Source organism: Aminobacter sp. Y103A (genome assembly GCF_030294925.1).
GTDB lineage: Bacteria > Pseudomonadota > Alphaproteobacteria > Rhizobiales > Rhizobiaceae > Aminobacter > Aminobacter ciceronei.
The window spans coordinates 1,520,172-1,532,345 of record NZ_AP017986.1 but is presented as its reverse complement, the minus strand read 5'-3'; the positions used below and the strand labels follow the sequence as shown (position 1 = coordinate 1,532,345).

Annotated in this window: 10 protein-coding genes; 6 read left to right on the top strand and 4 right to left on the bottom strand. The window is 64.7% G+C overall.

Going from position 1 to position 12,174, the window contains the following annotated elements; genetic code table 11:
- Window positions 1–5 precede the first annotated feature (5 nt).
- From Amn_RS07365 to Amn_RS07355, 3 genes are all read left to right on the top strand, one after another.
- Complete coding sequence (locus Amn_RS07365) at window positions 6–827, top strand: helix-turn-helix domain-containing protein (RefSeq protein ID WP_083948688.1); 822 nt, start codon at window positions 6–8, stop codon at window positions 825–827.
- 85 nt (window positions 828–912) lie between these two features.
- On the top strand, window positions 913–1,266 hold the full coding sequence (locus Amn_RS07360; protein WP_154385343.1) for a VOC family protein: 354 nt from the start codon (window positions 913–915) through the stop codon (window positions 1,264–1,266).
- Window positions 1,267–1,276: 10 nt separating this feature from the next.
- Window positions 1,277–1,627: a DoxX family protein gene (locus Amn_RS07355; RefSeq protein WP_154385342.1), complete on the top strand. Its 351-nt coding sequence runs from the start codon at window positions 1,277–1,279 to the stop codon at window positions 1,625–1,627.
- A gap of 142 nt (window positions 1,628–1,769) precedes the next feature.
- Here Amn_RS07355 and Amn_RS07350 read toward each other — a convergent pair whose 3' ends face one another.
- Window positions 1,770–2,060 carry a DUF1127 domain-containing protein gene (locus Amn_RS07350; protein ID WP_286295868.1) on the bottom strand — a complete coding sequence of 97 codons (291 nt, stop codon included), beginning with the start codon at window positions 2,058–2,060 and terminating at the stop codon, window positions 1,770–1,772.
- A gap of 178 nt (window positions 2,061–2,238) precedes the next feature.
- On the opposite strand from Amn_RS07350, the gene Amn_RS07345 reads away from it, so the two are divergent.
- Window positions 2,239–3,195: a LysR substrate-binding domain-containing protein gene (locus Amn_RS07345; protein WP_067967050.1), complete on the top strand. Its 957-nt coding sequence runs from the start codon at window positions 2,239–2,241 to the stop codon at window positions 3,193–3,195.
- A gap of 56 nt (window positions 3,196–3,251) precedes the next feature.
- Window positions 3,252–4,838, top strand: a complete 1,587-nt coding sequence (xseA, locus tag Amn_RS07340; protein ID WP_286295861.1) for an exodeoxyribonuclease VII large subunit — start codon at window positions 3,252–3,254, stop codon at window positions 4,836–4,838.
- An 11-nt stretch (window positions 4,839–4,849) separates the two neighbouring features.
- Here xseA and Amn_RS07335 read toward each other — a convergent pair whose 3' ends face one another.
- The gene (locus Amn_RS07335; protein ID WP_154385340.1) at window positions 4,850–6,727 is read right to left on the bottom strand and encodes an AsmA family protein; all 1,878 of its coding nucleotides are present in this window, start codon (window positions 6,725–6,727) and stop codon (window positions 4,850–4,852) included.
- Window positions 6,728–6,909: 182 nt separating this feature from the next.
- Between Amn_RS07335 and Amn_RS07330 the strand changes: the two genes are divergently transcribed.
- A complete protein-coding gene (locus tag Amn_RS07330) occupies window positions 6,910–8,868 on the top strand; it encodes an acetoacetate--CoA ligase (protein ID WP_154385339.1) in 1,959 nt (652 codons plus the stop codon).
- Window positions 8,869–9,120: 252 nt separating this feature from the next.
- On the opposite strand, the gene Amn_RS07325 is transcribed toward Amn_RS07330, so the two are convergent.
- Together Amn_RS07325 and Amn_RS07320 are read right to left on the bottom strand one after the other, a co-directional pair.
- Window positions 9,121–10,593, bottom strand: coding sequence for an ABC transporter permease (locus Amn_RS07325; protein ID WP_286297942.1), 1,473 nt, complete (start codon window positions 10,591–10,593; stop codon window positions 9,121–9,123).
- A 418-nt stretch (window positions 10,594–11,011) separates the two neighbouring features.
- Window positions 11,012–12,058 carry a Fe(3+) ABC transporter substrate-binding protein gene (locus Amn_RS07320; protein WP_154385337.1) on the bottom strand — a complete coding sequence of 349 codons (1,047 nt, stop codon included), beginning with the start codon at window positions 12,056–12,058 and terminating at the stop codon, window positions 11,012–11,014.
- Window positions 12,059–12,174 lie beyond the last annotated feature (116 nt).

Sequence of the window (12,174 nt, the reverse complement as noted above, 5' to 3'; positions counted from 1 at the left end):
GGTCGATGCGAACCTCGCCTGAGGCTTCAGCTTGTAGCAGCGTGAACAGGTCGACGGTGCCGGTGCTCGCCAATTGCCTCGGGCATTATGACGAGCAGGCTCCGATGCCGGACCTCGACGCGCATTTCCAATGCGTATGGACCAACGCCATCCCTGACGATCATGTCGGCCCGGTCGCGGTCGTTCCGGACGGCTGCGTCGACCTGTTGTGGAAAGACGGACGGCTGATGGTGGTCGGGCCCGACATCGTTGCCGCCAGTCCCGAGTTGCATGGCGGAACGACGGTGCTCGGCATCCGCTTCCGGCCAGGCGCGGCGCTGCGCTGGTTGCGCACACCGATGAGCGCAATCGTCGGCCAGGCGGTCGATCTCGCCGACGTCTGGAATCCTGGTGTAGCCCGAGAGCTGTGTCTGCGAATCGGCGAGGCGCCAACCATCGAACGGCAGGCTGCCGTGCTGCAGCAACAGCTGCTCAAGCAGTTGCCGGACCTGGAGCGCCCGGCGCAGGGCGCAGGCGCGATCTTTGCGGCAATGGCATCGGGATCGGATGAAATCGGCGGCAGGATTTCGTTGCTGGTGGAACGGCTTGACATCAGCGAGCGCACGCTGAGACGGCGCAGCCACGACTATTTCGGCTATGGACCGAAGACGCTCGACCGCATCCTGCGTTTCCAGAACTTCCTGTCCCTGGTGCGCGCGCAAGGCAAGCAGGCCATGGCAGGCCTTGCCTATGAGGCCGGCTATGCCGACCAGGCGCATCTCGGCCGCGAAATCCAGGCGCTGTGCGGCATGACCGCCGGGAGCTTCGTGCGCCAGATCACTGGTTGACTGGGGCCAACTGGCCGTTTCGTTCAAGATTCCCGCCGCCCCGTCAGCTATCGGCGGCGATCCCACGAAACGCAGGAGAATTGCCATGGGCACGAGCGGAAACGATCGCCGGATCGACAACATCGAGTTCAACGTCAGCGACATTGCGCGGTCGCGTGAGTTCTACGGCAAGGCCTTCGGCTGGAGCTTCACCGACTACGGTCCGACCTATTGCGAGTTTACCGACGGCCGCCTGACCGGGGGACTGACGACAGGCGGTCCGGTCAGGTCGGGCGGGCCGCTGGTCATCCTCTATGCCGACGATCTCGCCGCAACCCAAAGCCGACTGGAGGCCGCCGGCGCCAGGATCGTCAAGCCCGTGTTCGAATTCCCCGGCGGGCGGCGCTTCCACTTTACCGATCCCGACGGCTACGAACTGGCGGTGTGGTCGGCGAACTGAGGTGGCGATAATGGTCGCAAGCCTCGGCTTCATTCTGTTGGGCGGCGTCTTCGTCTGCGCCGGCACTGAGCATTTCTGGAATTTCCGCATGGTCTCAGGCATGCTCGCAGACAAGGGCCTGCCTGCGGCGCAAGGTCTGCTTGCCCTGGGTTCGGTCGTCGAGATCGTTGCCGGCCTGTGCCTGGCAATGGGCGTCATGCGCCCCTACGCGGCCGTGGCGCTGATCCTGTTCACCATCGCCGCGTCACTGATGGCGCTCAATTTCTGGCGCTATTCGGGCATGGAAAGACAAGCCTTGCGCTCGGCCTTCATCATCAACGTCGCCGTCGTCGGCAGCCTCCTGCTTGCCGCGACAGCTTAGAAGGGCGGCACAAATCTGATCTGGATGCCGGAGGAGCGTCCCAAAATACGAAAAAGCCCGGTCCTTGGGAGGACCGGGCAGCGTGCAGGCGAGGCCGGCGGGGACCGGCTGGGAGTGGGGAGCCTGCGAAAGCAGATTTCGGCTATGCGACGCGACGCGCCATCACTTCGATGTTCTCGCTGCGCGCCTGCCTGATCGAGCGAAGACGCACGGTCGGATCGGAGGCGAACGGCAGGTCGACAGCCACGCACAGGTCGCCGCGGGTCAGGCCGACATCGGCGAGTTCGGTGTCGCTCAATTCGCCGAGGCGATAGAAGGCGCGGCGATTTTTCCAGGCACGGAAGAGATCGGCGGTGTAGTTGACGATACGCATCGCATTCACCGGCTGCGTCGCGGAATGCGTCGTCTCAGTGGAATGGTCGAGCGTGGTCATGACGATCTCCTCTCAGATCAGGGACAAACGGGTCCCGTTCCGGTCGACGCTCCTTCAGCCGCCGCCCCGGTTCCGATTCACATGCCTCATGTGGACAATGCGAGATTGCCATCGCCGTATTGATTAATCCAACGAATGTTTCTAATCTTTACCATCAATGTTCATGATGGAAACGTCGATGGCCGCTCCTCTCGATCTTGACCAGCTCCACACCTTCATCTCCATCGTCGACACCGGCAGCTTCACGCGCGCCGCCGACGAAGTGCATCGCACGCAGTCAGCTGTGTCGATGCAGATGCGCCGTCTCGAGGACCGCATCGGCAAGGCGCTCTTCGAAAAGGAAGGGCGCATGAACAAGCTGACCGAGGAAGGCGAGCGCCTGCTCACCTATGCCAGGCGGCTGCTGCACCTCAACCGCGAGACGCTGGCTGCCTTCGACGACAAGGCGCTGGAGGGCACGGTCCGCATCGGTGTGCCGGACGATTATGCCGACCGTTTCCTGCCCGAGATAATGGCGCGCTTCTCGCGCTCCAACCCGCGCGTCGAGCTGTCGGTGCTGTGCGAGCCCACCGTCAATCTCGCCGACCAGATTCGCCGCGGCAATCTCGACATCGCACTTGTGACCGAGTGCGTGGACACCCGGCCGAGCGAGATCGTGCGCAACGAACCGCTGCTGTGGGTCTCGTCGGCCAGCCATATGGTGCATGAGGAGACGATCCTGCCGATGGCTTTCGGCCGCCCGACCTGCCAGTGGCGGCAGATGGCGACGGACCTGCTCCAGGCCAGCGGCCGCGAGTACCGCGTGCTGTTCACCAGTTGGTCGGCCAATGTCATCACCGCCGCCGTTCTGGCTGGCCTCGCCGTATCAGTGCTGCCCGAATGCGCGCTGCGGCCGGGCATGCGCGTGCTTGGCGAAGCCGACGGCTTCGGCGCCCTGCCCGACTGCAAGATCGGAATCCTGCGCGGCCATTCCAGCCGGCCCGAGATCGTCGATGCGCTTGCGCGGCATATCTCGGAGAGCCTCGACAACATCTCTGTGCCGCTGACCGAGGAGAGCGGCACGTTCGATTTCGCTGCCCTTGCCGCCGCGCGTGGCCGGCGGCTCAAGCCGAGCCACATCATGCCGGGATGGTAGGCTGCGATTGACCGGCAAAGCTTGACGAGGAAGGCCACGCGGCCCTCAATCGCGCGATGAACGAACTTGCTACCGAATCACGCACCAATGCTGCCGAATACACCGTCAGCGAGATTTCCGGCGCGCTGAAGCGCACCGTCGAGGACGCCTTCGGCAATGTGCGCGTGCGCGGCGAAATCTCGGGTTATCGCGGCCAGCATTCGTCGGGCCATGCCTATTTCTCGCTGAAGGACGATCGTTCACGCATCGAGGCGGTGGTGTGGAAAGGCACGATGAGCCGGCTGAAATTCCGTCCCGAGGAAGGGATGGAGGTGATCGCCACCGGCAGGCTGACCACCTATCCCGGCTCGTCGAAATACCAGATCGTCATCGACAATCTCGAGCCCGCCGGCGCCGGCGCGCTGATGGCGCTGCTGGAAGAGCGCAAGCGCAGGCTGGCCGCCGAGGGCCTGTTCGACGACCGTCGCAAGCAGCTGTTGCCGTTCATGCCGCTGGTGATCGGCGTCGTCACCTCGCCGACCGGTGCGGTCATCCGCGACATCATCCACCGCATCAAGGACCGCTTCCCGCTGCATGTTCTGGTCTGGCCGGTGCGGGTTCAGGGCGAGACGTCGGGTGCGGAAGTGGCCGCCGCGGTCAACGGCTTCAACGAACTGTCCGAGCTCGGTGCGATCAGGCGCCCCGACCTTTTGATCGTGGCGCGCGGCGGCGGCAGCCTCGAAGACCTCTGGGGCTTCAACGACGAAGGGCTTGTCCGCGCCGTTGCCGCTTCGCACATCCCGGTCATCTCGGCCGTCGGCCACGAAACCGACTGGACGCTGATCGACCTCGCCGCCGACAGGCGGGCGCCGACGCCGACGGGTGCCGCCGAGCTTGCCGTGCCTGTCAAAGCCGAACTCGAGGCCGTGCTCGCCAATCTCGGCGCACGGCTGCGCGGCGCGGTATCGCGCATGATCGACCGGCGCAGCCAGGCTGTTCGCGCAGCCGCACGCGCCTTGCCCACTCCGGACCAGTTGCTGGCGCTACCCCGCCGCCGCTTCGACGAGGCGACAAGCCGGCTCGGCCGGGCGCTGACCGTCACCACCGAGCGCAAGCGCGCCCGGCTGTCGGCGGTGCGCCTGTCGCCGGCGACGTTGGCGCGCCGCATCAGCGAAACCCGCCGCCATCTCGACCGTGACATGCTGCGCGCCGATGCAGCGTTGCGAGCGATGGTGCGCGAAAAGCGCATCCGGTTCGACCGCACCAAAGGCCGGCTGTCGCCGGAACCACTGGTCCGCCGCCAGGAGGCATTTGGCCAGCAGCTCACGGCGCTGGAACGCCGCGCCGTGCTTGCGGTCGGGCGTAGGCTCGAACGCGCGCGGACGAGCCTGTCACAGGCGGACCGGCTGATGGCGACGCTGTCGCACAAGGCGGTGCTGGCACGCGGCTTCGCGCTTGTTCGCGATGCAGACGGCACGGTGCTCAAGCGCGCCGCCGAAGTGGCAGCGGGTGCGGCGCTGTCGATCGAATTCGCCGACGGCACGACCAATGCGATCGCCATTAGCGGCAGCGCGATTGCGGCAAGCGGCGAGGCCAAGCCAAAGCCGGTGGCCAGACCAGCAGCCAAGGTCAAGGAACCCGGCAATCAGGGCAGCCTGTTCTAAAGCGACAGGGGTCAGTCGCCCGTAGGCGACGAGATAACGGGCGCCACCAGCGGCGAAATGAACGGTGCGCTCCACGAGCCGCCGACGAAGAATGCCGTTGGCCGCACCGCCGGTGCAACAGGGGTTGTCGTCGTCGAGGAAGAGGCGGTGATCTCCTTGGCCTCGATCGCACCCGAGAGCGCGAGCCCACGACCGACATAAGGCACGATGCCGGTCAGCCAGATGCGGCTCGTCGGCGTGCGTGCCTCCGCCTTGTCGATCTTGGCAACACCGTTGGAGATGGTCGCCTTGAGCTCGACACCATCGACCGGCAGCGTACCGCCCGAGACTTCGTCGAGCGAGAAGAAACCGCGATCGGCGGTACGCTTGAGGAAGGCCGCCATGTCGAGCCCGGCAATCGCGCCGACGCCGAAGGTGGCGGCGACCGAGCCGTTGGCATTCTCCAGCAGCGTGTTCCAGTTCAGGCCCGGGCCCTGGAGGATAACCGACACGGTGCCGCGGCCGATCGGCACGATGTGGCTCATGCCCGCCGCGGTGCCGAAGGCGCCGCCGTCGATATCGGACGCAAGCAACCGCATCTCCGCCTGTGTGCCGGCCGGCTTACGGTCGAAACGGATGCTGGCCTGGACATTGCCGCCAAAGGCTTCCGCATCGGAAATGTCGAATGCCGCCAGCCCACCCTTGACCTGTGCCGTTGCCGCGACCTCGGCGAGCGCGATGGAACCGGCCGTCGCCTTCGTCGCCGACAGCCTGAGATCGAGATTGATGCGGTCGGAAAAGCTGGTGTCGATCTCGGCCGTCGTGGGCCCGTTTGCCGGGGTCATGGGAGCGAAGGACGAGGCAAACGTCATCAGGTCGAGCGTGTCGAAAGCCAGTGTGCCCGAAAGCGCCGGCACGGGCCCATCGAGCGACAGATCGAGGATGCCCATGCCGGGATTGCCGTCGAGCGTGACTTGCGCGTTCTCGATCTTGAGGCGGGACACATCGCCCGTAATCTTGGAGGCGAGCGAAATCGATCCGACAGGGCTTCCAGGCAGGATGCCCGGCTTGGACCATTCCAGCATGCGCCGGAAGGACGGCGATACGATCTTGGCCTGGCCATCGACATGCGCATCGGGGCCCATGTCGATGGTGCCGTCGAACGAGGCTTCGACAGGCGCCGATTTCAGCGAAGCGACGATCGGTGCCTCGCCACCGGCAAACAGCATCAGCGGACGCGGCGACGACAATTCGATCGCCACCTGCTCGCCATGCCAGACACCGGTTGCCGTGAGCTTCCCGGCTTTGTTCAGCGCCGGCAGGCTGGCCTTGCCGGTGAGGTCGCTCAGGAGTTCGTCCTCGCCCTCGTCGGAAACGGCCACGACACGGCCATCGATGAACTCGACGGCGCCGAATTCGTCATCAGGCAGCGCACTGAGGTCAGGTTCGGCAGGATTCGACGCGACGGTGGCGCGGGCACGCTCGATGGCGCGGCTGAGGCGCCCGCCGGTCGAATGCGGCATCTCCACGCCGCCGTCGGCAAGCCGCTTCAGGCGCAAGGTCGGCCGGATGAAATGCGCGTCGGAGAAATCGACATTGCCGCTGAGCGCCGAAAGCGCCGACAGCTCGATTTCAACGCGTTCGGCCTCGATGACCGGCGAACCCTTCTCGTCATCCCAGTCGGTCAGGGTGACGTCGGTCAGGGTGGCGCGGAACACCGGCCAGATCTCGATGTCGGGCGTGCCTTCGATCGACACGCGGAAGCCGCTCCACGCGCTCATCTCGAAGGCGATGCGGTCCTTGACGATCTGGGTGGAAGCGATGAACGGCACGGCGGCAACGGTGGCGGCGATCAGGATGATGAGTCCTGTGATCGCCCAGATGCTGCGCCTGAACAGTGGTGATGGCATGTTGCCCTTGTGCCGCCCGTGCTGCGCCGTTGTGGCTAACGGGTGTAACCGAGTAACGCGGCATTTCAAGTCTTTGTGGCCATGCGATGACGTTTGCGCACAGCGCAATGGCGCTAATCGACATTTCCTTGATCTGCTGCAGTGCGACATGCATAACCATGCGCGTTCTGGGAGAGATGCCGATGACTGTCGAAAAGCCGCTTTGGACGCCCTCGTCAACGCAGGTGGCGCAAGCGCCCCTTACGGCGTTCATGGCTGCGGCGGGCGCGCGCGCCGGCCAGTCGTTCACCAACTATGCCGAACTGCATGCCTGGTCGATCAGCGAGCGCGAGGCGTTCTGGGATCTTGTCTGGGACTTCTGCGGCGTTATCGGCGACAAGGGCGGCCACGTGCTCGTTGATGGCAACAGCATGCCGGGAGCACAGTTCTACCCCGATGCCAGCCTGAACTTCGCGCAGAACCTGTTGCGCGGCTCGGGCAGCGGCGAGGCCATCGTCTTCCGCGGCGAGGACAAGGTCGAGCGCCGGCTCACCTGGGACGAACTTGCGGCACTGGTATCGAGGCTGCAGCAGTTGTTCGTGTCGCTTGGCGTTGCCAAGGGCGACCGCATCGCCGCGATGATGCCGAACATGCCGGAGACGGTGGCCGCAATGCTGGCAACCGCCTCGCTGGGCGCCGTCTGGTCGTCATGCTCGCCCGACTTCGGCGAACAGGGCGTGCTCGACCGCTTCGGCCAGATCGAGCCAAAGCTGTTCATCGCACCCGACGGCTACTGGTATGCCGGCAAGCATATCGAGGTCGGATCGAAGATCGCAGCCGTCGCCGGCAAGCTCGGAAGTGTGACCAAGGTGCTGGTCGTCGACTATCTCGGCACTGCGACAGACGTTGCCGCGACCATCGGCAAGGCCGAGGCGCTCGACGATGCGCTGGCGCCATTCGCGGCAAAGGCTGTGACGTTCGAGCCCCTGCCCTTTTCGCATCCGCTCTATATCCTGTTCTCGTCGGGCACGACGGGCATCCCGAAATGCATCGTGCACTCGGCCGGCGGCACGCTGATCCAGCACGTCAAGGAACTGCGCCTGCATGCCGGGCTCAAGCCGGGCGACCGCTTCTTCTACTTCACCACCTGCGGCTGGATGATGTGGAACTGGCTGGTCTCGGGTCTTGCTGCGGAAGCGACGCTGCTGCTCTATGACGGCTCGCCGTTCCATCCCGACGGCAATGTGCTGTTCGACTTCGCCGATGCCGAGAAGATGACCTATTTCGGCACCTCGGCGAAGTTCATCGACTCGGTGCGCAAGGCCGGTCTCAGGCCCATCGACAGCCACGACCTCGGCAGCGTGCGCACCATCTCGTCGACCGGCTCGCCGCTGTCGCCGGAGGGCTTTGATTTCGTCTATGACGGCATCAAGAAGGACATCCACCTCGCCTCGATCTCGGGCGGCACCGACATCGTCTCGTGCTTCGTGCTCGGCGTGCCGACCGAGCCGGTCTGGACCGGCGAGATCCAGGGCGCCGGCCTCGGCCTCGCGGTCGACGTCTGGAACGATGACGGCAAGCCGGTGCGCCGGGAGAAGGGCGAACTGGTCTGCGCCAAGGCGTTTCCGGCGATGCCGATCGGCTTCTGGAACGACCCCGACGGCAAGAAGTACCACGCCGCCTATTTCGAGCGTTTCGACAATGTCTGGTGCCATGGCGACTTCGCCGAATGGACAGCGCATGGCGGCATGATCATCCATGGCCGCTCGGACGCGACGCTGAACCCGGGCGGCGTGCGCATCGGCACCGCCGAGATCTACAACCAGGTCGAGCAGATGCCGGAGATCGCCGAGGCGATCTGCATCGGACAGGACTGGGACGGCGACGTGCGCGTCGTGCTGTTCGTTCGCCTCGCGCCCGGGGTCACCCTCGACGAGGACCTGGAGAAGCGCATTCGGACCAAGATTCGCACCGGCGCCAGCCCGCGCCACGTGCCGGCCAAAATCGTGGCGGTCACCGATATCCCGCGCACCAAGTCGGGCAAGATCACCGAACTCGCCGTCCGCGACATCGTCCATGGCCGCCCCGTCAAGAACAAGGAGGCGCTGGCCAATCCCGAAGCGCTGGATCTCTACAGCGACATCGCGCAGCTCAGGAGCTGAGACGCGGCATGCCTAACAAGACGTAACCGCCAAATTTACCTAGACTTCAGGAGTGGTACACTTTCGTAAATTTTTCATCACTGGGGTAAGGTGCTGTTAAGGTTCGACCCTGATAGTCGTTGTCAACTTGAGGGAGAAATCCCTTTCCTCATCTCTGAGGATAGCCAGTTCAGCTCAAGTCCCCGTTGAAACAGCATCTACCTTAAGGGCGCCCCAGTGGCGCCTTTTTCTTTAGCCTGGTCTAAAAAGAACTTAGAGCGATGCCTCGGCGTCGCGCACCAGCGCGCCCGAAAGCAACACCACCGGTACCATGGCGGTAATGATGATGACGATTGCCGCCACCGCCCCTTCTTCCGGGACGCCGCGTGAGGCGTTTTCATAGACATGCGTCGCCAGCGTGCTGAAGCCGAAGGGCCTGAGCAGGATGGTCGCCGACAGTTCCTTGACGGTGTCGACGAAGACGAGAACCGCAGCTGTCAGGATCGCCGGCTTGAGCAATGGCAGAAGCACGCTGGCAGCACTTTGCGCCGGCGTCTTGCCGAGGCTGCGCGCAGCTTCGTCGAGGCTGCCAGGCAGCTTCTCCATGCCGGAGCGGACCGCGCCCTCGGCCAGGGCAACGAAGCGGATGGTGCAGGCAATGATCACCGCCGCGGCCGAGCCGGTGAGCAGCAGCCCGGTCGAGAATCCGAGCCAGGCGCGCGCAAAGGTATCGAGCGAATTGTCGAAGCGTGCCAGCACGAACAGCAGGCCGAGCCCGAGGATGCCTCCGGGAAGGGCGTAGCCGACCGAGGCGAGACGCACGGTGGCGGCCATGGCCCGGCCTTTCGACAGGCGCTGGGCATTGAGCAGGAACAGCGCAATGACGACGGTGAAGACGGCCGTCAGCGACGCCGTCATCAGGCTGTTGAGGAAGGCGCTGGCCACGTCGGGCGAGACGAACTGCTCGAGCCGGCGCGAGGCATATTGGCCGAAGATGGTGATCGGCACGCCGAAGCCGCTGAGGATCGGCAACGACACGGCGGCAGGCAGGGCAAAGCGCCTCCAGCCCTTGAGGGCTGTGCGAGGCGGATGAACCTTGAGATGGGTGCCGCGCCCGGAATGGAAGCGCTGACGCCGGCGCGCCCATTGCTCGGCGACAAGCAGGAGCAGCACAAGCACCAGCATCAGGATGGCGATCTGCGCGCCGCCCTCCAGGCTGCCGCGGTTGAGCCAGGTGGTGTAGACGGCGACCGTCAGCGTGCGGACGCCGAAATATTCGGCGGCGCCGATGTCGTTGATCGTCTCCATCAGCACCAGGGCGACACCGGCAACGATGGCCGGCCGCGCCACGGGCAGAAGCACGCGCCAGAACACGCGTGCCGGCGATGCGCCGAGCGTGCGCGCGACGTCGGCGATGTTGCGGCCCTGCATCAGGAAGACGATGCGGGTGGTGAGATAGACGTAAGGATAGAGCACAGAGGCGAGTACGAAGGCCGTGCCCCAGGTCGAGCGGATATCGGGAAACCAGTAGTCGCGGATCGTCTCAAAACCGAAAATTGCGCGGACCAGGCTCTGCACCGGCCCCTGGTAATGGAAGAACTCGCCAAAGGCATAGGCCGCGAGATAGGGCGGCACGGCCAGCGGCAGCACCAGCGCCCAGGACAGGATGCGGCGGAAGGGAAAATCATAAGCGACGACCGCCCAGGCGCAGGCGACGCCGGCAATCGATGTGAGTGCGGCCACCATCGCCAGCAGCGCCAGCGTCGTGCGCGTGGCGCCGGGCAGCACGTTGGCGATCAGATGCGGCCAGTCCTCGCCCGTACCGGAAAGCGCGACGAAGGCGAGCGACAGAACCGGCAGGATGACGACGATGCCGACGGCGAGCGCCAGCGTGCCGATAAGCGGATGGCGCAGGCGCTTGACGGGCAACGGCCTGACGCCCGCGGCCGACGCCACGCCTGATGCTCCCGCCTCTGCTCCGCCTGTCGTCGGCAAAGATCAATCCTCTCTGCGGCGTCGCGCGTTCCCGTTGGACGCACATGACGCTCCATCGAATCTGCGCTTCGTCTTCAATCGATGCCGTTTTCGGGCCGCTGCGCCAATGCAGAAAAGCCGGACCGATCATCGCCCGGCCCGGCTCTTCCTCAGTTCATGTCGCTGCCTATCAGCTGCTCGGGCCGTCGTCGAGGCCGACGCGATCGACCATCTCGGACGCTGGCTTGCGGCCCTTGGCCACGTCGACCAGTGGCAAGGTGTCGGCGTTGAGCGTGCCGAACGCCTTGACCGTCTCGGATGGCTCGAGGCCCGGCTCGACCGGATATTCGTAGTTCTTCTCGGCGTAGACCTGCTGGGCCTTGTGGCTGGCGAGGAAGCGGATCAGCTTGACGGCGTTGTCACGGTTCGGCGCGTTCTTGGCGAGTGCTGCGCCTGAGATGTTGACGTGGGTCAGGCCGTTCTCGAAGGTCGGGAAGAGCACGTTGATGGCGTTGCCCCATTCCTTTTCCTTCGGGTCCTTCTCGTTGTTGCGCATCAGGCCGACATAATAGGTGTTGCCGATGGCGATGTCGCACTCGCCGGCGGCAATCGCGCCGGCCTGCGGACGGTCGCCGCCGTCAGGCTTCTTGGCGAGGTTGGCCTTGAGGCCCTTCATCCACTCTTCGGTCTTTTCCGGACCCCAGTGGGCAATGGCTGCCGAGAACAAAGCGAGGTTGTAGTCGTGCTGGCCCGAACGCATGCAGATCTTGCCCTTCCACTTGGGATCGGCAAGCTCGGCATAGGTGATGGCGGTGTCCTTGACGCGCTCCTTCGAGGCGTAGATGACGCGGGCGCGCTTGGTGACGCCGAACCAGTTGCCATCCGGATCGCGATACTCGGCCGGCAGCAGCTTGTTGACTTCCTCGTCGACCAGCGGCTGGGTGACGCCTTTTTCCTTGGCCGAGGTGAGACGGGCGATGTCGACGGTCATGATGACGTCGGCCGGCGAATTGGCGCCCTCTGCCAGGACGCGTTCCTCAAGACCCTTGTCGAGGAACAGCACTTCGGTCTTGATGCCCGTCTCGGCCGTGAAGGCCTCGAGAACCGGCTTGATCAGATCGGGCTGGCGATAGGTGTAGATGTTCACGACGCCATCGGCGAGCGCCGACGTGGTGAAGAGTGCGGCAATGGCAAGCGCACCGCCTGCGACGGCCGACCTGGCGTTTCCAATCTTCATTTTTCTCTCCTGGCCAAAGGGGGCAAATTCCCTCAGGGAACATATGGCAGCCTCGATTTCGAGACTGCTTCCCCTATGGTCATCGTGACTCTTCCGGTCAAGTTTAAAGGTCAGCC

Bases quoted from the DNA above. Each gene is read 5' to 3' on its own strand.
- Amn_RS07365 (WP_083948688.1), top strand. From the start codon at position 6: ATGCGAACCTCGCCTGAGGCTTCAGCTTGTAGCAGCGTGAACAGGTCG.
- Amn_RS07360 (WP_154385343.1), top strand. From the start codon at position 913: ATGGGCACGAGCGGAAACGATCGCCGGATCGACAACATCGAGTTCAAC.
- Amn_RS07355 (WP_154385342.1), top strand. From the start codon at position 1,277: ATGGTCGCAAGCCTCGGCTTCATTCTGTTGGGCGGCGTCTTCGTCTGC.
- Amn_RS07350 (WP_286295868.1), bottom strand. From the start codon at position 2,060: ATGACCACGCTCGACCATTCCACTGAGACGACGCATTCCGCGACGCAG.
- Amn_RS07345 (WP_067967050.1), top strand. From the start codon at position 2,239: ATGGCCGCTCCTCTCGATCTTGACCAGCTCCACACCTTCATCTCCATC.
- xseA (WP_286295861.1), top strand. From the start codon at position 3,252: ATGAACGAACTTGCTACCGAATCACGCACCAATGCTGCCGAATACACC.
- Amn_RS07335 (WP_154385340.1), bottom strand. From the start codon at position 6,727: ATGCCATCACCACTGTTCAGGCGCAGCATCTGGGCGATCACAGGACTC.
- Amn_RS07330 (WP_154385339.1), top strand. From the start codon at position 6,910: ATGACTGTCGAAAAGCCGCTTTGGACGCCCTCGTCAACGCAGGTGGCG.
- Amn_RS07325 (WP_286297942.1), bottom strand. From the start codon at position 10,593: ATGGTGGCCGCACTCACATCGATTGCCGGCGTCGCCTGCGCCTGGGCG.
- Amn_RS07320 (WP_154385337.1), bottom strand. From the start codon at position 12,058: ATGAAGATTGGAAACGCCAGGTCGGCCGTCGCAGGCGGTGCGCTTGCC.